This window comes from Variovorax sp. 10L421, assembly GCF_056395365.1.
The window spans coordinates 62739-87118 of the sequence record NZ_JBFTJJ010000017.1 but is presented as its reverse complement, the minus strand read 5'-3'; the positions used below and the strand labels follow the sequence as shown (position 1 = coordinate 87118).

The 24380-nt window shown below is 62.7% G+C and carries 19 protein-coding genes; 6 read left to right on the top strand and 13 right to left on the bottom strand.

The window, feature by feature from the left end:
• The gene (locus AC1DFC_RS20915; protein ID WP_478179915.1) at positions 1-933 is read left to right on the top strand and encodes an SMP-30/gluconolactonase/LRE family protein; all 933 of its coding nucleotides are present in this window, start codon (positions 1-3) and stop codon (positions 931-933) included.
• A gap of 3 nt (positions 934-936) precedes the next feature.
• Positions 937-1995: a malate/lactate/ureidoglycolate dehydrogenase gene (locus AC1DFC_RS20910; protein ID WP_413335568.1), complete on the top strand. Its 1059-nt coding sequence runs from the start codon at positions 937-939 to the stop codon at positions 1993-1995.
• 14 nt (positions 1996-2009) lie between these two features.
• On the opposite strand, the gene AC1DFC_RS20905 is transcribed toward AC1DFC_RS20910, so the two are convergent.
• The 6 genes from AC1DFC_RS20905 to AC1DFC_RS20880 all read right to left on the bottom strand — a co-directional run bounded on the left by AC1DFC_RS20905 (position 2010) and on the right by AC1DFC_RS20880 (position 7443).
• Positions 2010-2885, bottom strand: coding sequence for a DMT family transporter (locus AC1DFC_RS20905; RefSeq protein WP_413316106.1), 876 nt, complete (start codon positions 2883-2885; stop codon positions 2010-2012).
• 4 nt (positions 2886-2889) lie between these two features.
• Positions 2890-3705: a DUF2182 domain-containing protein gene (locus AC1DFC_RS20900; protein WP_478179914.1), complete on the bottom strand. Its 816-nt coding sequence runs from the start codon at positions 3703-3705 to the stop codon at positions 2890-2892.
• A 61-nt stretch (positions 3706-3766) separates the two neighbouring features.
• Positions 3767-4369, bottom strand: a complete 603-nt coding sequence (locus AC1DFC_RS20895) for a DUF1326 domain-containing protein (protein ID WP_007838991.1) — start codon at positions 4367-4369, stop codon at positions 3767-3769.
• Positions 4370-4547: 178 nt separating this feature from the next.
• Entirely contained in the window at positions 4548-5198 is a 651-nt protein-coding gene (gene slmA / locus AC1DFC_RS20890) for a nucleoid occlusion factor SlmA (protein ID WP_007838990.1), read from the bottom strand.
• Positions 5199-5263: 65 nt separating this feature from the next.
• Positions 5264-6157, bottom strand: a complete 894-nt coding sequence (gene argB / locus AC1DFC_RS20885) for an acetylglutamate kinase (RefSeq protein ID WP_007838986.1) — start codon at positions 6155-6157, stop codon at positions 5264-5266.
• 188 nt (positions 6158-6345) lie between these two features.
• Complete coding sequence (locus AC1DFC_RS20880) at positions 6346-7443, bottom strand: glycosyltransferase family 4 protein (protein ID WP_413316088.1); 1098 nt, start codon at positions 7441-7443, stop codon at positions 6346-6348.
• A gap of 45 nt (positions 7444-7488) precedes the next feature.
• Between AC1DFC_RS20880 and AC1DFC_RS20875 the strand changes: the two genes are divergently transcribed.
• The gene (locus AC1DFC_RS20875) at positions 7489-8235 is read left to right on the top strand and encodes a glycosyltransferase family 2 protein (protein WP_478179913.1); all 747 of its coding nucleotides are present in this window, start codon (positions 7489-7491) and stop codon (positions 8233-8235) included.
• Position 8236: 1 nt separating this feature from the next.
• On the opposite strand, the gene AC1DFC_RS20870 is transcribed toward AC1DFC_RS20875, so the two are convergent.
• Both AC1DFC_RS20870 and AC1DFC_RS20865 read right to left on the bottom strand, forming a co-directional pair.
• Complete coding sequence (locus tag AC1DFC_RS20870) at positions 8237-9220, bottom strand: glycosyltransferase family 2 protein (protein ID WP_007838980.1); 984 nt, start codon at positions 9218-9220, stop codon at positions 8237-8239.
• Entirely contained in the window at positions 9220-11082 is a 1863-nt protein-coding gene (locus AC1DFC_RS20865) for a glycosyltransferase family 2 protein (protein WP_478179912.1), read from the bottom strand. The genes AC1DFC_RS20870 and AC1DFC_RS20865 overlap by 1 nt, the downstream gene beginning before the upstream one ends.
• Positions 11083-11297: 215 nt before the next feature.
• On the opposite strand from AC1DFC_RS20865, the gene AC1DFC_RS20860 reads away from it, so the two are divergent.
• Genes AC1DFC_RS20860 through AC1DFC_RS20850 form a run of 3 tightly spaced genes read left to right on the top strand, consistent with a single transcriptional unit; the run spans position 11298 to position 14221 of the window.
• Positions 11298-12716, top strand: a complete 1419-nt coding sequence (locus tag AC1DFC_RS20860) for a mannose-1-phosphate guanylyltransferase/mannose-6-phosphate isomerase (RefSeq protein ID WP_478179911.1) — start codon at positions 11298-11300, stop codon at positions 12714-12716.
• Positions 12713-13516 carry an ABC transporter permease gene (locus tag AC1DFC_RS20855; protein WP_478179910.1) on the top strand — a complete coding sequence of 268 codons (804 nt, stop codon included), beginning with the start codon at positions 12713-12715 and terminating at the stop codon, positions 13514-13516. The genes AC1DFC_RS20860 and AC1DFC_RS20855 overlap by 4 nt, the downstream gene beginning before the upstream one ends.
• Before the next feature lie 3 nt (positions 13517-13519).
• A complete protein-coding gene (locus AC1DFC_RS20850; RefSeq protein ID WP_478179909.1) occupies positions 13520-14221 on the top strand; it encodes an ABC transporter ATP-binding protein in 702 nt (233 codons plus the stop codon).
• Between the two features lie 9 nt (positions 14222-14230).
• Here AC1DFC_RS20850 and AC1DFC_RS20845 read toward each other — a convergent pair whose 3' ends face one another.
• From AC1DFC_RS20845 to AC1DFC_RS20825, 5 genes are all read right to left on the bottom strand, one after another.
• On the bottom strand, positions 14231-16375 hold the full coding sequence (locus AC1DFC_RS20845; RefSeq protein WP_478179908.1) for a glycosyltransferase family 4 protein: 2145 nt from the start codon (positions 16373-16375) through the stop codon (positions 14231-14233).
• The gene (locus AC1DFC_RS20840; protein WP_478179926.1) at positions 16368-17321 is read right to left on the bottom strand and encodes a GDP-L-fucose synthase family protein; all 954 of its coding nucleotides are present in this window, start codon (positions 17319-17321) and stop codon (positions 16368-16370) included. The genes AC1DFC_RS20845 and AC1DFC_RS20840 overlap by 8 nt, the downstream gene beginning before the upstream one ends.
• A gap of 64 nt (positions 17322-17385) precedes the next feature.
• Positions 17386-18543 carry a glycosyltransferase gene (locus AC1DFC_RS20835; protein ID WP_478179907.1) on the bottom strand — a complete coding sequence of 386 codons (1158 nt, stop codon included), beginning with the start codon at positions 18541-18543 and terminating at the stop codon, positions 17386-17388.
• A 3-nt stretch (positions 18544-18546) separates the two neighbouring features.
• Entirely contained in the window at positions 18547-20946 is a 2400-nt protein-coding gene (locus AC1DFC_RS20830; protein ID WP_478179906.1) for a glycosyltransferase, read from the bottom strand.
• Positions 20947-21061: 115 nt separating this feature from the next.
• A complete protein-coding gene (locus AC1DFC_RS20825) occupies positions 21062-24253 on the bottom strand; it encodes an FkbM family methyltransferase (protein ID WP_478179925.1) in 3192 nt (1063 codons plus the stop codon).
• Between the last annotated feature and the right edge of the window lie 127 nt (positions 24254-24380).

The following is a 24380-nucleotide window of genomic DNA, read 5'->3' as shown; positions in this document are numbered from 1 at the left end:
ATGGCCACACTCCCCTTCGGTTTCCTCGACGGCACCGGCTTCGAACACCTGGACCCTCGCTTCAAGACCTGCATTCCCGGCCCCGAGCGGGTGCAACGCCTGTGGACCGGTGCGCGCTGGTGCGAAGGCCCCGCCTGGTTCGGCGCGCACCGCACGCTGGTGTGGTCCGACATTCCCAACAACCGCATGCTGCGCTACGACGAGGTCAACGGCACGGTCGGCATCTTCCGCGAGCCGTCGAACAACGCCAATGGCCACACGGTCGACCGCGAGGGCCGGCTCGTGAGCTGCGAGCACCTCACGCGGCGCGTGACGCGCACAGAGCACGACGGATCGATCACCGTGCTGGCTTCGCACTGGCAGGGCAAGCGGCTCAATTCACCGAACGACGTGGTCGTGCATTCGGACGGCGGCGTGTGGTTCACCGACCCGAGCTACGGCATCCTCTCCGACTACGAAGGCCTGAAGGCGGACAGCGAGATCGGCGCCTGCCACGTCTACCGCATCGACCCCGCGAGCGGCGAGGTCGAGCGCATGGCCGACGACTTCGTGAAGCCCAACGGGCTGGCGTTCTCGCCCGACGAATCGCTGCTGTACATCGCCGACACCGGCGCGAGCCATGCGGCGGACGGGCCGCGGCACATTCGCCGCTTCAAGGTGGGCACCGACGGCCGCACCCTGAGCGGCGGCGAAGTGTTTGCCGAATGCACCAGCGGCCTGTTCGACGGCTTCCGCCTCGACACCGAAGGCCGCATCTGGACCAGCGCGCTCGATGGCGTGCACGCCTACCACCCCGACGGCACGCTGCTCGGCAAGATCCTGCTGCCCGAGCGCGTGGCCAACGTTTGCTTCGGCGGGCCGAAGCGCAATCGCCTTTTCATTTGTGCGACCACGTCGCTCTATGCCATCACGCTGAACGCGAAGGGAGTCTGATCCATGTCCAGAACACTGGAGGCCGATGGCCTGCAAGCCACCGTCGCCCGCATCCTCGAAGCCGCAGGCAGCACCCCGGCCGAAGCACAACAGGTGGCCGCCAACCTCGTGCTGGCGAACCTCAGCGGCCACGACTCGCACGGCGTGGGCATGCTGCCGCGGTACGTCGACGCGGTGGCTGAAGGCGGGCTGAAGCCCAACGCCGCCGTGCGCGTCAACCTCGACATCGGCACGCTGATGGGGCTGGACGGCCAGCACGGCTATGGCCAGATCGTCGGCGTGCAGGCGATGGAGCTCGGCATTGCGCGGGCGAAGCAGCACGGCAGTTGCATCTTCACGCTCTCGCATGCGCACCACCTGGGGCGCATCGGGCATTTCGCCGAGATGGCGACGGCGCAGGGACTGGTGTCGATGCACTTCGTCAATGTGCTGTCGCGTCCGGTGGTCGCGCCCTGGGGCGGCGGCGACGGGCGCTTCGGCACCAACCCGTGCTGCATCGGCATTCCACTCTCGGGCGCGGACCCCTTCGTGCTCGACTACGCGACCAGCCGCGTCGCGCAGGGAAAGATGCGCGTGGCGCACAACAAGGGCGAGCGCGTACCCGACGGCTACCTGATCGACGAGAACGGCGCACCGACCAACGACCCCGGCGTGGTGGTCGTGCCTCAGGGCAACGGCCTGTTCGGCGCGCTCATGACCTTCGGCGAGCACAAGGGCTACGGCATGGCCGTGGCGTGCGAGCTGCTGGGCGGTGCACTCACGGGCGGTGGCACATGGCACCGGCCGGCCGACACGGCCCGCACGGTGCTCAACGGCATGCTGACGGTGCTGATCGACCCGGCACGCCTGGGCACGCAGACTTCGTTCGACCAGGAGGCGCGGGAGTTCGTCGAATGGCTGCGGCAGAGCCCGCCGGGACAGGGCTTCGACGAGGTGCAGATTGCCGGCGAACCGGAGCGCAAGGCGCGGGCTGCGCGGCGGCGGGACGGGATCTGGGTCGATGAGGCGACGTGGGGGGAGATCGTCGCGGCGGGTGCCAAGGTGGGCATTGCCATCGCGTAAGGGCTTGACGACGGCTAACGGCGCGCGCTTTGCGACTTCTGGCTCAGCACGAGCGCGATGCCTCCCAGGATCGCCACGGAGGCGGCCGCCAGCCGCGGCGTGATCGCCTCGGACAGGAACAGCACGCCACCAAATGCGGCCAGCAGCGGCACCGACAGCTGCACGGTGGCTGCCCGCATCGCCGAAAGGCGGCCCAGCACCGCATACCAGACGACATAGCCGAGACCCGAGGTCAGCGCACCGGAAGCCACGGCCAGGGCGACGCCGGTCGCGTCCGCATGAGCGCTTGCCACGAAGCCCAGGCTCAGCGCGAGCGCGAGCGGCACCGCCCGCGTGAAGTTGCGCGCAGTGGCGGCCAGCGGGTCGGCCACGCCGCGGCCGCGCAATGAATACAGGCCCCACGCCACGCCCGCCACCGCCATCAGCACGGCGCCGAAGAGCGGCGGCGCGGAAATCCCCGGTGACACCAGGTACACGAGTCCGACCACCGCCAGGGCGAAACCGAACCATGCAGCAGGCCCGAAGCGCTCGCCGGAGCCCAGACCCGCACCAAGCATCGTGAGCTGAACCGCACCGAACAGGATCAGCGCACCCGTTCCCGCGGGCAGGCTGAGGTAGGCGAAAGAGAAGAACGCGACATAGGCGAACAGCATGGCGGCGGCAAGCCAGTCGGCCCGCCCGGCCACAGACGGCCGTACCCTGAGCCGCACGACGAGCGCGAGCGTGATTGCCCCGGAAACCAGTCTGATGCTGCCGAAGCTGGCGGGATCGATGCCCCGTTGCTGCAGCGCGAGCCTGCACAACAGCGAATTGGCTGCGAACGCGACCATGGCCACAGCGGTAAGGGCGATGGTCTGCAGGAGGGACGGGCCGCGGCGCCCTTCAGACATGGCTTCAGACATGCATCGCCACCATGAAGGCGGCCCAGCCCAGCAACGCAAACCCAAGCGGCGCGCTGAGACGATGGCCCCAGGGAACGTTCTTTTCTACCGCCATGACGGCCGCGAGCAGAAGCATCCAGCCGAGGCTGCCGGTGCCGAGCGCGAACATCAACAACATCAGCGCCCAGCAGCAGCCGACGCAGAACAGGCCGTGGTGCGTGCCCAGCGCGAACGCATGCCTGGCCTGCGCCTGCCCCCGCCAATGCTCGACGACGAAGCTCAGCGGCGTGCGGCACTTCTCCAGGCACCGGTGCTTGAGACGGCTGAACTGGAAGGCTCCAGCCAGCGCGATGGTCGCGGCACCGATCACCCAGCCGTGCCAGGCCAGGGTCGGCGCGCTGGCGAGCAGGGCCAGCACCGCACTGTGGAGTGCGTGCGCCAGCAACCCGAAGGCGCCCCACACCGCCATGTAGCCCAGCCCCAGCAGCACGAGAAGGCGTCCATGGTCCGGGCGCCCCTCGGTCAACCGGTCGAAGGCGTTGAACAACGGCAGCGTCGTCGGCAGCATCATGGCCGCCGTCATGAGAATCCACGAAGCGGCGTAGAGCACCATGGGCACGACCACGTCGCCGGCGGGAACGACCTGGCACAGGAACGCGGCCGGCCCCGAGGCGGTCCAGTCGCCGTGTTCGAGATAGCGTCCGTAGGGACTGCGCGCCCAGGCCCACAACGCCATCCACGCGAGCGTGATCAGCGCAACAAGCACCGGCAGGAACACACGGCGGTGGCGCGAGACGTTGCGCGGCGGCGAGCCGGCCGCCGGGTTCATTGGGCAACCTTCGTGCTTCGCACTGCGGTGCGAACTTGCTTGGGGCGGCCCCGCGCGGCGCTCATGCGTCGAAGACGAAGGTGCTCTGCAGCGCGTTGTGGTTCTTGATGTCGAGGTCGATGCCCAGCGCGGCATTCTTCGAACGGTAGGTCGGGGCCTTGCCGACGAACACCGGCGCGCCCGGAACCGTCGAGAACACGGTGTCGGAAAGGGTGGTCTGGCCGCCGGTCGCGCCGCGGTAGGGCTCGAGTTCGGCGTAGTAGTCCTTGCCGATCTCCAGCTCGCCCTTGCCGTTGTTCACGGTGAAGCGGATCGGCGCCCGCTCGACCGACACGACCTGGCCGATGAGCTTGGCCAGGTCGGCGATCGGTCCGCCGGCCTGCCCGGTGTACACCTTGAGCAGCGCTTCTTCCTGCTCCTTGGAGGCGCTTTCGTCGACGAAGATCGCCGCCGTCCAGTTGCCTTCCAGGATGTTTCCGGGCACATGCGCCACGGCCGCGATGGTGTTGCCGCCGACGTCGATGCCGTCGATCGTTCCCTTGTCGATGCGCCACGCGACGATCGTGTCGCAGGTGCCGTTGTCAGGATCCTCGCCGATCCAGCAGGGACAAAGGACGTTGCAGTTGCATACCTCGAGCAGGCGACCTTCCAGGTGATAGCTCATACGAACCTCCGTTCAAGAAGCCACACGAACACGGACTTGTCGCCGCGACGGGGCGGCAAGGGGCACCGATCCTACGCTTCGCAACGAAGCAAGTCGAGCGCGGTGCCGGGCTCCGCGCCGTCACCTGGGTACCCTGCGGGCTCGCAGTTCGATCAGCCATCGCCCCGACAGGGACGAATCAAACGATCAAGGCGATCGTTGCTTCGAGATGCTCGGACGGCGCGCGGCGGAAACCCGAGCGCGCAAAGCGCTGGAGCTGCCCGACCACGAAGGCCGTGAGCGCCGCGGCGCGCACCTGCGCGTCGACGCTGGGCGTGGCCGAGCCGTCGGCCGCGGCGGCGCCGCGCAGCACCTGGCGCAGGGTGGCTTCGATCTTGTCGAAGAACTGGTTCATGCGCTGCTGCAGGCGCTCGTTTTCGTAGACCAGCGCATCGCCCACCATGACGCGGGTCATGCCAGGGTTGCGCTCGGCGAACTGGACCAGCAGCGTGAGGATTTTTGCGGCCTGCTGGGCGCCGGTGGCGCCCTCGCGCTCCAGGATCTGGTTGACCAGCGTGAAGACGCTCTGCTCGATGAAGTCGATCAGGCCCTCGAACATCTGGGCCTTGCTGGCGAAGTGGCGGTAAAGCGCGGCCTCGCTCACTTCGAGCCGCGCGGCCAGCGCAGCGGTGGTGACCCGCTCTGCGCCGGGCTGCTCGAGCATGGCGGCGAGCGCCTGCAGGATCTGCACGCGCCGCTCACCCGGCTTCGGGCGCTTGCGCGTCGGGGGGGTAAGCGTGTCCGCAGAGGTCTCTACGCCGGAAGCACTGGTCGTCTCTTCGTTCTGCATGGGAGCGCGTGCAAAGATGTAATCAATTGATTCTCGCACAGGGCTGTGAGCACGCGCCCTCCCGTTCAGCGCGCCCGAATCATCGTCCCGTAAGCCTGGTCGGTCAGGATCTCCAGCAGCATCGCGTGCGGCACCCGGCCGTCGATGATGTGCACCGCGTTCACGCCGCTCTTGGCCGCGTCGAGCGCGCCTTCGATCTTGGGCAGCATGCCGCCCGAGATCGTGCCGTCGGCGAACAGGTCGTCGATTTCTCGCGCGCTCAGGTTGGTGAGCAGCTTGCCGTCCTTGTCGAGCACGCCGGGCGTGTTGGTCAGCAGCATGAGCTTCTCGGCCTTGAGCACGGTGGCGAGCTTGCCGGCGACGACGTCGGCGTTGATGTTGTAGCTCTCGTTCTCCTCGCCGAAGCCGATCGGGCTCACGACGGGGATGAAGGCGTCGTCCTGCAGCGCCTTGACCACGCTGGGGTCGATGGAGACGATGTCGCCGACCTGCCCTACGTCATGGTGCAGGTTCGGGTCGGTGCGGTCGGCCAGCTTGAGCTTCTGCGCGCGAATCAGGCCGCCGTCGCGCCCGGTCAGGCCCACGGCCTTGCCGCCAGCCTGGTTGATCAGGCCCACGATGTCCTGCTGCACCTCGCCGGCCAGCACCCATTCGACGACCTCCATGGTCTCGGCGTCGGTCACGCGCATGCCCTGGATGAAGCTGCCCTTCTTGCCGAGCTTGTTGAGTGCCGCCTCGATCTGCGGGCCGCCGCCGTGCACCACCACCGGGTTCATGCCGACCAGCTTCAGCAGCACCACGTCTTCCGCGAAGTCGGCCTGCAGCGCCGGATCGGTCATGGCATTGCCGCCGTACTTGATGACGATGGTCTTGCCGTGGAACTTGCGGATGTACGGCAGCGCCTGGGCCAGGATCTCGGCCTTGTCGCGGGGGGGGATGTTGAGGACGGGGTCGGTCATGGGCGGTCAGGCTCCAAAGCAACAGTGGACGATCAGGTGAGGCTCAAATTCTCGCGCAATCGCGGTGACAGCCGACTGACTGCGCGGGAACACCGTGGAACCGGCTTTGCCGGGCCACACCGGTGTTGCCCCCTGCAAGGGGGTTGGCGCAGCGACATGAAGTGCGCGAAGCCTGGGGGTGTGCCGGTTCACGGGCGCAGCCAGCGCGGCACCTTGAAACGCACGATCATCAGGTACGCGCCCACATAGGTCGTGACAAACAGCAGGCAGAAGAACATCAGCACGATGGTGTTGTTCCAGAACAGCACGGCCGGTACCACCGACAGCGCAGCAAACATCCAGAGGTACGGCGAGGTGCGGTTGTTGCGCGCGAGCAGTTGCCGTGCTTCGTCGTCCGCGAAGGCCACGCGCACGATGCGGCGGAAGATCAGCTGGTGGAAATGCAGTGCATCGGCCGTGCCGGGCGACTGCCCGCGGGCCAGCTTGCGGTAGATGGAGAACAGCGTCTCCCACACCGGGTAGATCAGCAGCAGCATCGGGAACCAGGGCGACACCACGCGGTGGCGCTGCACCAGCGTCACGCAGGCCACGGCGATCACCATGCCCCAGACGTAGGCCCCGCCGTCGCCGGCGAAGATCTTGCCGCGCGGGTAGTTCCACACCAGGAAGCCGAAGGTGGCTCCCACCAGGCAGATCACCATGGCCGCCAGCTGCCGGTCGCCGACCTGCAGCGCCACGTGGGAAATTGCCAGGCACACCAGCACGGCGACCGTGCCCGCCAAGCCGTTGTAGCCGTCGATGATATTGAAGGCATGCGGCAGGCCGCCGATGGCCAGGGCCGCGAACAGCACAGTGGCAAAGGGAATCATCGCCAGCCAGCCGTCGACCGTTTCGGAGCCGGTGCGCGCCACGCCCAACCCCAGCACCCAGCACACGAGCAGCGCAGAGCCGATGGTGAGCCCCAGTCGGTAGCGCACCTTGACGTTCTGGGTGACGTCTTCGACGATGCCGCCCAGCACCGCCGGCGCGATGCACAGCAGCGTGAGCATCGAGGTCTTGACCGGCCACGACACGTTGAACGGATCGGTGCCGGTGACGCCGGCCGCCAGCCATGCCACGCCCATGCCCAGCAGGATGCCCGCACCGCCCAGGCGCGGCACATGGCCTTTGTGGAAGCGCTGAGGCATGTCGGCGCCATAGAGGCGGGCATGCCTGCGCGCGCGGCGCATGAACAGCTGGACCGCGAAAGCGGCGACGAAGAAACTGATGACGATCAGAGCAATCATGTGTGGGAGTTGGGGAACCCTAGAATTCCCGAGCGAAATTAGACCATGCCCACGCCTCCCCCCTCCCGCCCCCCGATCACCATTTCAATCGTGAGCCACGGCCAGCTCCCGCTGGTGCTGCCGCTGCTCGAGCAGTTGGACCGGCACAGCCGAGCCGTCATTGCCAAGGTCGTGCTCACATTGAACATTCCCGAGCCCGATGTGCTCGCCGGCCGCAACTGGGGCTTCGAGGTGGAGCGGATCGGGAACGCGAGCCCCAAGGGGTTCGGCGCCAATCACAACCAGGCCTTCGAGCGCTGCGGCACGCCGTGGTTCCTGGTGCTGAACCCGGACATCCGCTTCGACAGCGACGTGCTGACGCCGCTGCTGGCGCAAGCCGCGGCTGACACCGGGTTGCTGACGCCGCGCATCCTGGAGCCGGGAAAGAACACACCGGAGCCGCACCGGGCCTTGCTCACCCCCTTCGAGATCGTCGGGCGCAAAAAGCCCGGTTACGTGCGGCCCAGCGTGCCGGCGTGGATCCCCGGGCTGTTCATGCTGTTTCGCAGCGAGGCGTACCGGGAAGTCGGAGGCTTCGACGAGCGCTTCTTCATGTACGGGGAAGACTTCGACATCTGCGCACGCACCCGGCTCGCTGGCTGGAAGCTGCAGGTGGGCGAGGACCTGGTGGCGCGACACGACGCACAACGCGAAAGCCACCGGAGCAAGAAATACCTGTACTGGCACGTGACCAGCCTGCTGAAGGTGTGGCTGTCGGGGGCGTTCTGGCGGTACTGGCGGCTTCGCGGTTGAGTCAGCCGCGTTCGAACAAGTCCTGCACGATGGCGTGCCCACCGCGGCCAAAGCGCGCATAGCGCCCGCGCGCCGCCTCGATCAGGATCGGCAAAAGGCGCAGCGGCCGCGCTGACGGAAGTTCGGCCCGGAACCTCTGGTGCGCAACCTTGTCGCGCTGTGCCTCCAGGTAACGGGCTGGCACCCTGGTGCCGAGCTGCTGCAGGCGCCGCAGCAGCGCCTCGGCCCGGCGCAGACGCGCCACGTGCTTGTCGCCACGCTCGACAAATGCCTTGGCGATCTTCTCGGACAAGGTGAGCCGCCGCGCGCCGATCTGGTTGCTGGCGTGCTGGCGATAGTCGATGGTCGGTTCGGGCAGCACGTCCATGCGGCCGATGGCCGCGGCCACGGCGGCCAGCCACTCGTCGTGCACCCATTCGGGCGCGAACGGCAACGCCGTGTCGAGCAGGGTCTTGCGGAACATCGTGGTGGCGCCGGTCACGAGATTGCGCCGCAGCAGCACGCCGAAGGCCTCGCCATGCGCGATGGCCGACAGTTCCGCGGGCTGCACTTCCAGCGCGTGGAAGAGTGTGGAGCCCAGGGGTTCGAGTTGGGCATCGACCAGGCGCGCATCGGTGTGGAGCAGCAGCAGGTCGGGACGCGCCTCGAACTGCGCCACCATGCGCGCGAGCCGGCCAGGATGCCAGGCATCGTCCTGGTCGCACAAGGCAATGAGGTCATGGCTGCAGGCGCGCACGGCCTGCTCGAAATTGCGCGTGACGCCCAGCGGCGGCGTGTTGCTGAACACGCGCAATTCGATCCGATCGGCCACGCCGCACTGCGCAAGGGTGTCGCGCACGACGGCCAGGGTGTCGTCGGTCGAACCGTCATCGGACAGCACGATCTCCCGCGGCAACGGCGCCTGCGTGCAGATGCTGCGGATCTGCTCGGGGAGATAGCGCGCGCCGTTGCGGGTGCAGAGCGCGACGGAGACGTCGAGAGCCATCAGACCGGGGGCAGGCGGGGCGGCCAGGCGTAGCTGAAGTCCTCACGGGCCAGCATGAGGTTGGGGCTGTAGGCGGGGTCGTTCTGGATGAGATCGCCCCAGCGCTGGTGCATGTAGGCGGACTCTTCCTGGAACTGGGCCTGCCTCTTCGGGGACATGTTCTTCGAACGGGTCGCGGACTCGTAATGGAACAGTTCCGCATACGGCGTCCAGACATTGCGCAGGCCCGCTTCGCGCAGGCGCAGGCAGAAGTCGATGTCGTTGAAGGACTCCTTCAGATGCACTTCGTCGAGGCCGCCCACGGCGAGGTAGTGCCGTTTCTGAATCACGAGGCAGGCCGCCGTGACAGCGGAGAACGATTGAATCAGTGCGGCGCGGCCGCCATAACCCTCACGCCCGACCGGCATGCCCCGATGCGCATGCGCCGCAATGCCGCCGATGCCGAGGATCACGCCTGCGTGCTGCAGTGTCCTGTTCGGATACCAGAGCCGGGCCCCCACCGCCCCCACACCCGGCTGAACGGCCAGGCAAACCATCTCGCTCAGCCAGTCGGGCGTGATGACCTCGATGTCGTTGTTCACCAGCGCGAGGATCTCGCCGTTCGCTGCGGGGATCGCACCGTTGTTGAGCGCCGAATAGTTGAAGTCGCGGTCGTCGCGCAGCACGCGGACATTCGGCTTTTCCGAAGCGATGCGCTTGAACCAGGCCAGCGTGTCCGGATCGTCGGAGCCGTTGTCGACGATGATGATCTCGTAGTTCGAATAACTGGTCTTCGCGAGGATCGACTCCACGCACTGGCGCGTCAGCTTCAGGGCATTGCGCGTGGGGATGATTACCGAAACCAAGGGTAAGACATCGGGCAAGGCGTAATGCACCCGATAGCCGAAGTCGAGGTGTTCGGCCGTGGCGCGCACACCGGTGCGCACGAAGTGCTCGTTCAGCGCGCGCTCGCCCGCGATGGCCGCATAGGGCTTGGCGCTCATCGAACGGGCTGTGCTCTCGCTGTGCACGCGCCAGTGGTACAGCACGCGCGGAATGTGGCGGATCTGCCCGGGCTCGACGCGCTCCATGCAGCGCAGCACGAGGTCCCAGTCCTGCGAGCCTTCCATGCCGACGCGGAAACCGCCGACCGAGCGCATGAGCTCGGTCGAGAGCACGCCGAGGTGGCTGAACATGTTCTGCGAGCGGAAGAGATCGACGTTCCAGTCGCACTTGAAGTACGGGCCGAACCGGTGGCCGCCCTCGTCGACCTTGTCCTCGTCGGAATAGATCAGCTTCACATCGGGATGGGCCGCGATGCAATCTGCCACCCAGAAGAGCGCGTGCGCGGGAAGCAGGTCGTCGTGGTCCATCAGCGCGACCCAGGGGGCCGAGACCAGTTCCAGCGCACTGTTGGAAGCGGCCGAAATGTGGCCGTTCTCGGGGCGGAAGAAGACCTTGATTCGGGGGTCGCTCTCGCTGTACGTCTTGAGGATCTGGCGCACCTCCGCCGAGGGAGAGGCATCGTCCGCGATGCAGAGCTCCCAGTTGGGGTAGATCTGCGCCCGCACCGATTCGATGGCCTCGCGCAGCCAGCCGGGGTTCGGGTTGTAGGTGGGCATGACGACCGAGATCAGGGGCCGGTCGTTCATGGCAGCCACGCGCTGGGCAATGCGGTCGCGCAGCTCGGGCGTCAGCGTGTCGTAGCGGCGCACCCAGGACGAATAGTTGTTGTAGCCGCCGAAGCGCCGGCCCAGCTCCCAGCGGATGCCGGGCCAGCCCGATTTCCTGAACATTCGCCACGCCCGCTGCACGCGCCCCATCAGCCCGGGGCCTTGCCAAAGTCCGGCCAGGCCGAGGATGAATCGATAGACAGATTTCATAGGATGCGCACCCGAGGAGCGGATGGAAACGGAGCTTGCAGGGTGATGGGTGAAAAATGGGGCAGCGCCCGACACATGGACCGCCGGCCGCAGGGCAGAGGATTATCTTCGTAACGCCCGGATAGGCAGCGCGGTATCGGTTGCGGCACCCTCGCACCGATGCCTGAAAGGGCTGCCCGTAAAATTGATCCGGTTTTAAAGCAAAAGGAAAAAAGATGAGGCTACTCTCAGTGGTGCTGTCGGGAGGCGCCGGTTCCAGGCTCTGGCCTGCGTCGCGCCAGGCTTTCCCTAAGCCATTCATGAAAATCGGGGACTCCACGTTGCTCCAGCAAGCCATCGAACGAGGTCAGGCTTGCGGCACTGGCGATCTGATGGTCGTGACCAACAAGGATCACTTGTTCCTGACCCGGGACGTGCTCCAGCAGATGAGCGATCCACCGGCGACGACTTTTCTGCTCGAGCCCAAGGGGCGCAACACCGGCCCGGCCATCGCGCTGGCTGCGCTGCAGTGCGCGCGCCAGTTCAGCGGTGATACGGTCATGCTGGTTCTTTCGGCAGACCATCTCGTGCCCGATGTTCATGCTTTCGTGGCCAGTGCGACCGAGGCTTTCCGCCTGGCCGAGGAAGGCAATCTCGTGGTGTTCGGCGTGAGCCCGACGAGCCCCGACACGGGTTTCGGCTACATCGAGGTCGAGCATGTCTCGCGCGAGAGCCAGGGAGTCAAGCGGTTTGTCGAGAAGCCCGACCTCGAGACAGCACAAAAGTACCTGGCCACGGGTCGCTACTACTGGAACAGCGGCATGTTCGCCTTCACGGCAGACACAATCATCGCGGCCCTCGAAAAGCATGCCCCCGACGTGATTCGGGCAGCAAGGTATGCATTGGAAACTTCCAAGACCGCAGGCGAATCCGTGAATTTCGATCTTCATGCATTCGGCCTCCAACCGGATATCAGCATCGACTATGCAGTGCTGGAACGCGCCTCCAATGTTCATGTGGTTCCCGCCAAATTCAGCTGGAGCGACGTGGGCTCCTGGCCCGCCGTTGCCAACGCCTTGACCCCCGACGCCAGCGGCAACACGCTGCCCGACGACGTGGTGGCACTCGACACGACCGGTACGCATGTGCAGGTCGAAAGCTATGGACCGAAGGTCGTTGCTACTGTGGGCGTCCACGACCTCGTGATCGTCGATACGCCAGACGCGCTGCTCGTCCTCCACAAGGACAGTGCACAGAAGGTGAAAAAAGTCGTCGATGTACTGAAGGCCCGCAAGCACGAGACCGTGCATCTGCCGCCAGTGGTCCACCGCCCGTGGGGCACGTACGCCTCGCTCAAGGAAGAAGAAGGCTACAAGGTCAAGCGAATCACGGTCCGGCCTGGTGAAGCACTGTCGCTCCAATATCATCACCAGCGCGCCGAGCATTGGGTGGTGGTACAAGGCCAGGGCATCGTGCAGATCGGAGACGTCGAGCATCAGACCCTCCCCGGCCAATACCGCTACATTCCCCTGAAAGAGAAACACCGCCTCACCAACACCGGCGACGAAGAGCTCGTGCTCATCGAAGTGCAATGTGGCGGCTACCTGGGCGAAGACGACATCGTCCGCCTTGCGGACACTTACGGACGTACATGAGCCAAGTCCATTCCAATCTACACCGAAGCGCCTTATCTGACTGGTGGCAAGGCACCCGCCGCACCGACATCTGGTGGACCCTCGCCTGGTTCGACATTGTTCTGCGCTATCGCCGTTCGATGCTCGGCCCGATGTGGCTCACCTTGAGCATGGGCGTGATGATCGGCGGCATGGGCCCGCTGTATAGCTCGCTGTTCGGCACCGAGCTTTCCAGGTTCTTTCCGCACCTGGCGCTCGGCATCATCTTCTGGGGGTTCTTCTCCAGCATCGTTACGGACGCCTGCAATGCCTTCGTCGGGTCGTCCAACTATCTCAAGCAAGGCTACTTTCCGATCAGCCTGTTCGTCTGGCGAAGCTTGGCTCGCAACTTGATCCAGTTTGCCCATCAGATCGTGCTTTACATCCCGGTGGCGATCTGGGCCGGCATTTCGCTGTCGTGGTCTGTGCTTCTTGTCCTGCCAGCCTTTGCCATCCTGATCGTCAATGCGCATGCCCTCGGCCTCCTGCTGGGCCTGATTTGCACACGCTATCGCGACGTCACGCAGATCGTCACCAGCGTGATGCAGATGCTGATGTTTCTGACGCCCGTCTTCTGGCTGCCCGAGAGCCTTCCCGGACGCGCCAAGTACGTGTTGTGGAACCCGTTCGCGCAAATGCTGGACCTTCTGCGCACCCCTCTGATGGGCGGCGTTGCACACATCCACAGCTGGATCGGCATCCTGGTCTGGACGGCGATGTGTCTGACGCTGGCCATTCTTCTGTTCTCGAAGTACCGCCGCCGCGTCGTCTACTGGCTCTGATCCATGGCATTCATTTCACTCAAAAACGTCGCAGTCAATTTCCCAATCTACGGCGCTGGCGCCAACTCCCTCAAGAAGACGCTTGCAGCCTCCGTGACTGGCGGACGCTTCGGCAAGGAAACCGGTGTGACCGTGGTTCAAGCGCTCAGTGGCGTCAACCTCGAACTCAAGAGCGGTGACCGGCTCGGTCTGGTGGGTCACAACGGCGCGGGCAAGTCGACCTTGCTGCGCACGCTGGCCGGCGTCTACGAACCGTCGTCGGGCGAGTTTGAGCGCCAAGGCTCGATTGCCAGCCTGATCGACCCGTCGCTTGGCATCGAGATGGACGCAACGGGCATTGAGAACATCATGCTGCGCGGACTCGTCATGGGGATGAGCAAGAAAGAGATCGACAACCTGACGCTCGACATCTGCGAGTTCAGCGGCTTGGGCGAATACGTAAACATGCCTGTGCGCACTTACTCTACCGGCATGATGATGCGCTTGGCATTCTCGATTTCCACAAGCGTCGAGGCCGACATTCTCCTTATGGACGAATGGCTATCGGTTGGAGACGCGGAGTTCACGGAAAAGGCCGAGAAACGGATGCGGGATGTGGTCTCGAAGTCCGGCATCTTGGTGCTTGCTTCGCATTCGCCCGAACTCATTGCCAAGGAATGCAACCGCGTGATCCACATGGAGCACGGACGAATCGTCGAGAAATAACCGCTCGATTCAAGTCGTCGTTGCCCGCAAGGCCCTGATCTCGTCAAGGCGGCATGCGATGCGATGCCCCGCGGCCTCCAGTGACAAATTGGCTTGCGCACTCAGTTTGCCGCGTTCCCCAATCTGCCGAGCCCACTCCTGATCCTCGAACAAACGTCGCATGTACAGCGCCGCGTGCTCAACGGAGGGCTCGGCCCATTCAAGATCGGCGTCGTAGGGGGGAATCGGACTCCCCAGCTTCACGCGCTCATAGGGCACCAACAAGCTGTTGTCCTCGCTCATGAAATCCATGTTGCCTGAAAAGGCCGTGGCGATCACGGGTTTCCCCATCAGCATTGCTTCGGCCATTGTCAAACCGAGCCCTTCGCTGCGATGCAAAGAAACGTAAACATCGCAAGCATCCATGAGAGAAAGCACCTCGTCAGGACTGAAAATGTCGTCAATGATGGTGACGTTGGCGCCGCGGGCAGCATCTCGCAACTCCTTCATTTGCTCGGGATGGCGATCGCCAAATGAGCTTTTCAGGACCAGTCGCACAGGCTCGTCGGGAGTAAAGGCCTGTTTGAACGCACGTATTAGCCCCTTCGGGTTCTTACGCTCCATCACACTCATCATGTGATACGTAAAAAGGAAGGTGAAGTCCGTACCGCTCAACCCGAAGTGGCGTTTGCCGCGCTTCTTGTAAGGCGCCAGCTTGACCCCCGGAAACAGAGTACGAACCGGTACATGTAGTCGTTCGCGCAGCCCACGTGCTACGAACTCGGTCGCAGTCCAAACTTCATCTACTTGCTCGGCGTGAGCCAACCAGGATTCAGGAATGGAGTCGAACTCCCAGTACCAATAGCCGACGCGGTAGGTGCGCGGACTTCGGGGGCACAAGTGAGCGCGCTCATAAGCCGTCTTGAAGAAAGGCTCGGGCTGTGTGTGTATGACCGTAACGTCGTGGTATTCCATACCACCGAACTCAGCATGGCGGGGCTCATCCTTGACGTCCGTGCACAGGTCGCGCAGTGAAGTGGACACACCGGCGGAGTTCACAGCCTGGACCATCGATTCGGCCGAAACGCGCAAACCCGACGCGTAGCAAAAGTGCCCAATCATGTTGATGCCTGGCTGCGCAATTTCGCGGGCTACGCTAGACACATCGAGGCACGCACACCATTTGCGGGCGGTCTCTGGCAAGCCCGCCGCGGGCGATGCCAACCACGTCAGAAATACGCCGGCACTCTCTTCATGCAGCAGCGCATTTGGGTGAGCTGCACGCCATTCGTCCCGCGCCCAATAAGCACTTCGAATTTGCAGTGCGGGCGCCTCCCACGCAGGCCAATTCACCGGGTCGATCCAGCCACCCGAGGCGCCGTATTCCGACGCGAACCAGGCACAAAATGCCTCTCGACCGAAGATGGTCAGCCCATCGGGATGCGAACGTTGCCATGCCGGGCTGAAATCGTAGGCCAGCATCAGCTCGCGCGCCGGGTTGCGCTCTGCCTGCAGAAAAAGCCACCAGAGCTCCTCGAGACGCAATCCCGACTCCTCCGCCCCATGCCGAATGAACCATCGAAACAGCTTCCGTTGACCAACCGGAGTCAGGCCATGCGGCATCGCGGCAGACAGTGCGATGTTTGCAAGAAATGCTTGGCGGGCAGGGTCGGCCAAGCCGACGTCCAACGCGTCGAGCAGCAATGACAAGGCCGACTCGTTCAGGCCCGCCTCCGAGGCGCCCTCGCCTTGCAGCCACTCCGCGAACTCCCCATGCCGACCACTTTCAAGAGCCTGCGGGAAACGCCCGCGCAGATCACTGCGCCTACGCCACAAATCGATGAGGAAGCGCGCGGCCGACTGGCGATCGGCTATGTCTGCGGTGGCCACAGGTGGCCACAGGACCTTGTCTCGTGGCAAGCCGGCCACCTCGCAGACCATTTCATCGTCAAACAGATCAAATGGAACCGACATAGCCACCGGTATTCCGCGCCTGCGCAACTCGCCCTGCTCGCGTTCGGCACCGATCATCAGCTCGAACTCGGTGGTGCGCGCCGCGACCTCTGAGCGCTGACGCAAGAAAGCCAACCGTCTACGCGTCCACCACGGCGTTGCAAGCCACCACGCACCTTTGGCGAGGCGCCTCGCGTAACGCTTCAGCGGGTGTTCAGCCATGGCGCCCGAGAAAGTCCTGATACGCATTCTGGAGGCCGGTAACGAGGGGCGTTCGGGCCTTCCATCCGAGGGCCGAAAGCCGCCCTACATCCAGCAGCTTGCGCGGCGTTCCATCGGGCTTGGTCGCGTCAAGCTTGAGCTCGCCTTCATAGCCGACGGCCTGCTTCACGAGCTCCGCCACCTCGCGAATGGTCACGTCCTCGCCCACGCCAATGTTGATCAAAGGCGTGACGTCGGGATGCGTGAGCTCTGCGAACCGCTCATCGGGAAGACCGAGAAGGAACAGGATTGCCTCGCCCAAGTCGGAGGAATACATGAACTCCCGGCGAGGAGTGCCGGATCCCCAGACGACCACCTCAGGATCGCCCTTTACCTTGGCCTCGTGAAACCGGCGAATTAGCGCAGGCAGCACATGAGAGTGCTGCGGATGGTAGTTGTCTCCCGGGCCGTACATGTTCGTCGGCATAGCGGCAAGATAACGCGTGCCGTACTGTCGATTGAAAGCCCAGCAAGACTCCACGCCGGCGATCTTAGCGAGCGCGTACGGGCGATTGGTAGCTTCCAACGGACCGGTCAGCAAGTACTCTTCCCTGATCGGCTGCGGGCAATCTCGCGGATAGATGCATGAGGACCCCAGGAAGAGCATTCGATCGACACCCGCCTCGTGAGCGGAATCGAAGACGTTCAACTGGATGCGCAGGTTGTTGTGCAGGAAATCGACGGGGAAATTTGAGTTCGCAAGGATCCCGCCAACCTTGGCAGCGCTCATGACCACGTAGTCAGGGCGATGCTGCAGGAAAAATGCACGCGTAGCGTCTCGATCTTCGAGATCAAGCTCTGTGCGGGTTCGCGTTAGCACCTCGTAAGCTCCCGGTTGCTTTTCGAGCGCCGCGAGCGTGGCCGAACCTACCAGACCGCGATGACCGGCAATAAAAATCTTCTTCATTTGCAACGTGGCTCCCTTGTCTAGTTGCGCAGCGAATGCGACGAAAAACTGTGCGGTATCACTCTTAGCGCCCAATGATATGACGAACGAATCTGACCATGGGATGCCATATGAACCTCGTCGTCCTGAAGATCGCGTGGCTCTGGGCAAGGCGACGCAAGCTGGCCGCTGACGGGGCGCCAGGATCGTTCGCCTGGTTTGCCGCGGCAGTCTTCCCGGGACCTGCCTGCAGAGGAGCGCCCACGAACGCATGCTGGTACTTGCCTGCATAAAGCGTCTCGCTGGGCGTCAAGATGAAGCTCACGAGTTCCGCTTCCGCGCTCTCCCACAGGGCACGGCCCGCCAATGCGCCCTCTCGCGCCTCGGCGCCGAGCTTGTTCACATGGGAAAAATCGAGCGGCTGCGGATTCTGGTGGTCGTACAGCAATCCATTGACACCCGGAACAATGTACTCGTTCATCGTTCCCTGATTGGGCGCCACCACACACTGGCCGCGAGACATTGCTTCGAGAAAAGACTGACCGATTCCTTCCTCCAGCCGTGGAGCGAAGAAAACATTGGCGCGCGCCATCAACTCGTTCAGGTCTGCTTTGTTCTCGAACCATGCGGAAGTGGTGATTCGATGCCGAGCAATATCCTCCGCGGATGGCAGTTCGGCAGGCGGGCTGCCTGGATCGGTCGCCAGATGAATATGAAAACTATCGAATCTCGTGTTTTCTATAAGCTTGCGAATCACGCGCCAAGGCAACTGCAATTCGCGGCGCAGCCAAAAAAATCCGTGAAGGCCTTGCTGCGACGGTGCAGGCATCGCTTCCATTGGCTGATAGAAACGTGCGAAGTGGCTGACGATGCCAAAGCCCGTTGTCATGCAATGCACCGCGTTCGAGAAATTCAGAACCTTGGATCCTTGGAATGGCTCCCAGAATGCCGACAGATTGAAGACCGGGCCCTGCCATACTCCAAATTGATCAAGCATCGGTATATAGACAACGTTCGGATGCGAACGCCGAAAATACTGCTCATCCGGCCGGCAGTACGACTGAAACATGATGACGACATCATAGGGTTGCACGTCCGCCCATGCGACCGGCATCCCCCCCCGCCATGCATCGTCCCAAAAGAAATCGACACTGTGCCCGTGACGCTCCAGAATCTCAGGCAAAAACGCAGTTGACTTGGTTGTCCGGTGAAACGAATGGTCCAGATAGGCAATTCTTGCCACGACTCACCTCTTTCGCAGTGACCAAAACAGGCGCTGGGCAACCAAGTACACACGCGGAAATGGCGACAGTATTTTCTTTGCCAACTCTTTGACAAGCCATCTGCCGGATGGGACCTTTGCATCGACAACTGGAGGCTTCGTCGATTCGCCATCGGCGGGGTGCTGAAGCTTCTCGATCGATGCCCAGCCAAGCGCTGAGAGGAAATCGGGATTTGCTGCGTGCCGAGCATGCACATCGCGCAAGAATTCCGTTCGCCGGAGGGGCGCTGCCTCCAGACGCGCGGCGCCCGCAAACAGGAAGAAGCAGTGATACAGCCCCGTGATGTCGGAAGGCGATAGAAATGTAAAGCGCTCGCCGACCACTCGCATGCACTCGACGCTGTGCTGACGCACGTCACCGGATGTGCCGCCGAGCGAATAATTGACCGTCAATTCGCGCGTGTAAACGAAGGTCACCTCCGCTTCCAGGCACGTCATGATCCATTTGAAGTCCGCGACAATCTTGTAGGACTCGTCATAGGGACCGGAGTTCTCATACGCGGCCCGCGTGGCATAGATGCCGTTATGGCAATCATTCGCGCACATGAAGTAGCTACCGGGATGAACAAACGCTGGATACCACTCTTGGACCACCGTGTCCGCCTGCACGACGTTCGCGGCAGTCAGCAGAATGGCGGCCCCTTCGCAATCGCCCATCCGATGAACAGCGATCTCGGCAGCATCTGACGTCAGCCAATCGTCCGAATTGAGGATGCAGATCAGTTGGCCCCTCGCCAGAGGTATCGCCTTGTTGACGGCCTGATACAGGCCCTTGTCCGGCTCGGAAGCGTAGTAGTCGATTCTGTCGGCATACTGGCGGATCAAGTCCAGGGTGCCGTCGGTGGAGGCACCGTCAAGCACCACGTGCTCCACATTGGGATAAGTCTGGCGTTGCACACTCTCGATAGTGCGCGCCAACGTGGCAGCGTTGTTGCGCACCACGGTGATGTACGTCACAAGCGGCAACGATGCCGTACCCGTCTTGTAGTGGCCGCGCGTACGCAACCCGCCCTCTTCCGATCGAGCCCCTTGAGCAGGAATTGCATCGGCCCAACGGGGCCAGCCTTCGCTGCCGGCCACCTTCAAAGGCGCAGTATCATGCCGCGCGAAATGTGGGCCATGGCTGCCGTTCTGATAGTCGAGAAAGTTGGCTTCGACAATGCCGTCTGGGCGGGCGTACCTCGTGGCCGTCGCGCCGGGAGCCAGCGGCCGCTGTCGACGGTTCGTCGGGCGCTCTGCATGACGTGCATAGGCCGTGGAAAGTGTCGTGATGACAATTTCTGCGCAGCGCTCCCAGCTGAAGAGCCGAGCTCTCTGCATGCCTGCGCGCGCTAGTTCCGTCCGGAACTCCTCGGACACGAAAATCTTCTGCACCGCATCGGCCACGCCTTGTATGTCGTCTGCGTCCAACAGCAACCCTGCTTGACCGACGACCTCTGGCAGCGACGAGTTGTCGGCGCAGATCACCGGCGTGCCACACGCCATTGCTTCCAAAGGGGGAAGGCCAAAACCTTCGTAGCGGGACAAATAGACAAAACACAACGCCTCGCTATAGAGCGCAGACAAATCAGCGTCTTCGACAAAACCGGTCAGAATGATTCGATGGCGCCAACGGTCAGCCGTCGCCAGCGCGTGCTGCAATTGCTCCAACTTCCAGCCGGACATACCGGCGAGCACGAGGTGGATCGGACTCGACGTGTTCTGCTCCATGTGCAGAACGAACGCATTGACAACCTGGTCAAGGTTCTTGCGTATCTCCAGAGTCGCCAAGCTAAGGATGAATGGAACTTGAGGCGGAACTCCATACTTCGCACGCACTCCAGCCTTCGCCCTCGAGTCTGAGCAAGGCCTGAAGGACGCCCCTGCAGCCAGGGGAATGACCGTGATCTGCCGCGGATTGAGGTCTGGCCTGCAAGTCAACAGGTCCTTTTTCGTGAACTCCGAAATGGCAAAGATGACGGTGTGTTCGTCCAGGCTGTCAACAATACTTCGCACCTCCGCCGCTGCCTCGAGCGAGAAGAAATCGGGGCGATTTATGGCGATCAAATCGTAAACAATATGAGCCTGCAGCAGGCGCGAGTCCAGCAACCAGTCCCTAGGTGCCACGCCGAATGGGGACAACAGAATGTCAGCGTCCTGTGAGGGCGCTTCGCCTGCCACATGCCGCGGGGCAGGCACGCGCTCGTCCAGCACACGCGCCGCTGCACTCCCCTCACTTCCTGGCCTGTAGAAAAGCCGCGTATTGAACTTGGGCGATCGTGCGATCAACGGAAATAACTCATCGCAGACCCGAAATACTCCAGTTTCGACTCGTTGCGTCAATACATACATATCCAGCGCCAAGCGCGGATGCAGCTCATTCATTGTCAGATCACAAGTTTGTTTGAAAAAAGCGGTACTGCGAAGCGCCTACATCCGCGTCGCAAGAAATCCCATGCATTTACCCAGGATCGACTCCTCTGCCAGCCGCCACGCTCGCTCACTGGAATCCGGACGCTCGGTTTCGGAGTGCTCTGATTTCCGCCAGCCGTTGTGCGACCTTGGGGGCAGCAGCCTCCACACAGAGAGTTTCTTCCGCACTGGCCTTAGCTCTTGCGCCAACTTCGCGAGCCCATTCGGGTTCGTCGACGAGCCGGCGCATCAGCGCCGCAGCGTGCTCCGCCGAAGGCTCGGCCCATACCAGATCGGCATCGTAAGGGGGCAACTGGCGCCCCACCTTCACGAGTTCGAAGGGCACCAGTAAGCTGTTTGATTCGTTCATGAAATCAGTATTGCCGGAATAGTTGGTAGCGATGACTGGCTTCCCCATCAGCATCGCCTCAGCCATCGTGAGGCCCAAGCCCTCACTGCGATGAAGCGACACGTAAGCATCGCAAACATCCGTAAGCGACAAGATCTCGTCGGCGTCGTACACCTCGTCGATGATCTGTACGTTGGCGCCAACTGCCGCCTCGCGCAATAGATCCATTTGGGCGGGATGATGGTGACCGAACATCGTCTTCACCACCAGGGAAACCGGCTCATCCACCCGAAACGCCAGCTTGAAGGCACGAATGAGGCCAAGGGGATTTTTGCGCTCCATCACGCTGTTCATGTGGAAGTTGAACAGGAAGGTGAAGGTGTCTTCCCGGATCCCAAAATATGAGCGGTCACGAGGGGTGTAGTTGCCGAGTCGTACGCCAGGGAACAAAGTCCTGACAGGTATCGACAGCCGTTCGCGCAGCCCCTTTGCGATGAACTCGGTAGCGGTCCAAACCTCATCGACGTTTGCCGAACGGTCAATCCAGCTTTCAGGCACGGAGTCAAACTCCCAGTACCAATAGGCGATCCGGTACGTTCGAGGAGAACGCTCCTGCAGATCACTGCGCGCGTACGCATTTTCGAAGAACGGTTCAGGCTGGGTATGAATGATGGTGATGTCGAAATCCTCTAACCCCTGAAAACGAAAGTGGTTCGGCTCGTCCTTGATATCCGTCCTCAAATCTCGCAGCGAAGTTTGAATACCAAGGTCATTCATACCCGCAACCAGTGCTTCGGCCGACACCCGAACGCCCGAGGGGCAGCAGAAATGTCCAATCAAATTGACTCCTTCGGAGACCAATTCTTCAGAGACCTTCTGCACATCCAGCGCGGCACACCATGCCCGGGCTTCTTCGTCCAGCGAGGCCTCTTCAGATTGCAGCCAAGTGATCAACGCCGCCGCAGCGGCGGCGCTCTGCAAAGCACCTGGATGGCGCTTCCGCCAGTCATCGCTCGCATGATAAAACTCACGTAGTTGGCGCGCTGCAGAAATGCTCACAGGCCAATTGACCGGAGCCAACCAGCGGTCGGGGGCCACTTGATAATTTGCAGCGAACCATTTGGAGAATGCCACGCGCCCGAATACGGTCAATCCGCCCGGATGAACTCTTTGCCATTCCGGGGTGAACAGGAACGCCCGCACCAACTCCAAGGCGGGGTTCTCTGCGGCTTGCATCAGCAGCCAGAGAATTTCCTCAGCCCGCAGACCGAGTTCGCGCCGTCCTTCGTCCATGAGCCATCGGTACAACGCCGCCTGACCGCGCGGCGTCAAACCGTGTGGAATGTTCACCCTGACGTCCGCGCGAAACAAGAACATTTGCCGGGCGGATGCCGAAATATCCTCGCTCAGGAGGTTCCGCAACGCCTGTTTTGCAACTTCGGAAAGGCCCAGTTGGCTGCCGTACTCATCAATGAGCCAGTGTGCAAAGCCACTACCCGAAGGATCGGAGAGCGCGAGGGGGAACTGCGTGCGCACATCGCCGCGCTTGCGCAATGTATCGATGCAGAATCTCGCCGCCGACCATTTATCGACAACGGCGTGGGGGGCCTGCGTCGGCCATAGCACCTGATCGGATGAGAGCCCACTCGCATCCACCAAGGCTTGGTCGTTAGCCAGATCGAGCGTCACGGGGAGATTGGATTCACTGACGCAATTGCCATGCGGCATCATGGCGCGCCGATCGCGAAGAAATCTCAGGCGTGCCGGCAAGCGCCACGGCGTAACGGCCCACCACCCGGCCTTTGCCGCGCGACGCGAGTAGCGCCAGAACGACCCGGGAATTGCGGAGGCAATCTTGCGCAATGGGGCTGTGATGCGCCAGGAGCTCGATGCCAAAACTTCGCGGTATTGAGCGGCCAAGCCTTCGGCTCGTAAATTCGCCTGCGAGACCAGCACATCGCGCGCATCGATCTCCCGCCGCAACTCATCGACTTGCGCTCGCATTTGCCGACCCCAAGCTCTTGCGTCAATGGCACTCGCCTCTGTCAGTTCGATACGTTGTCGCGACTCGATCAGCGCCTTTTCGGCGTAAGAGCGACGTATACGCTCCTCGATCAGTTCGTTCTCAGTCAATCCGGCGCGCCGCCGCCATTCGGCCAACTCACCTTCCGTGTGCGCCGTACGCCGTTGCCATTCGGCCAACTCACCTTCCGCGTGCGCCGTACGCCGTTGCAGATCGATCAATTGCGCCGGAACGAAATCATCGAAGATGTTCGGCGGATACTTGAACGCGTCCGACAACTCGCGGTGTTCATCCGCAACATAGAAGCGATTCAGGCCGTCTGAATAGACGTGCTCGTAGCCTGCCTTCAAGAGCGCGCCCTCCCACTCGCCATGACTCTCGGTTCGCGAATTGGGAAGTGTTGCTTCCACAACGACGATCCACGGTCGATTCGCGACCCAGTCGTTGCCGGCCAGAACTGCCGTCTCGAACCCTTCCACATCGACCTTGAGAAAATGGACCGTTTGACCATGGGCCACATGCTCTTTCCATAGCTTGGCGAGCGTGGTTAGTTCTACCTGGGCACGATTCAATGCGTGACCGGCTGCGACATGCCTCGCCGCTATTTGATCGTCCGCAGTGGACAAGCCCGTTGCTCCAACGAAATTCATCGTGAGCATCCCAACGCTATCGCCCACGGCAGTGCAGAGATTGATATCGAGAGGGCGGCGCTCCAACAAGTGCGCATAGTAAAACGGATGCGGCTCGATATTGATGCCCCTCCACCCTCGCTCACTGAACGCGCGCGTAACGGAATCCAGATCTGCCGACTGCGCTCCCACATCTATGTAGAACCCATGCTCGATGTGGCCAAGCGCACGCCACAACATGACGTCTTCGAAATTCTGGGCGTAGGAGACAAATGGCATGGTCAAGTCGGAACTGCGGGCGTTGGAAGGATTGAACCATCGCCGCTCCCAAAAAAGCTCTCGTGCTGCAAAGACGCAGATGGGGCGCGATCAGCCCACAAAACAGAACGAAGGTCGCCGATCCATT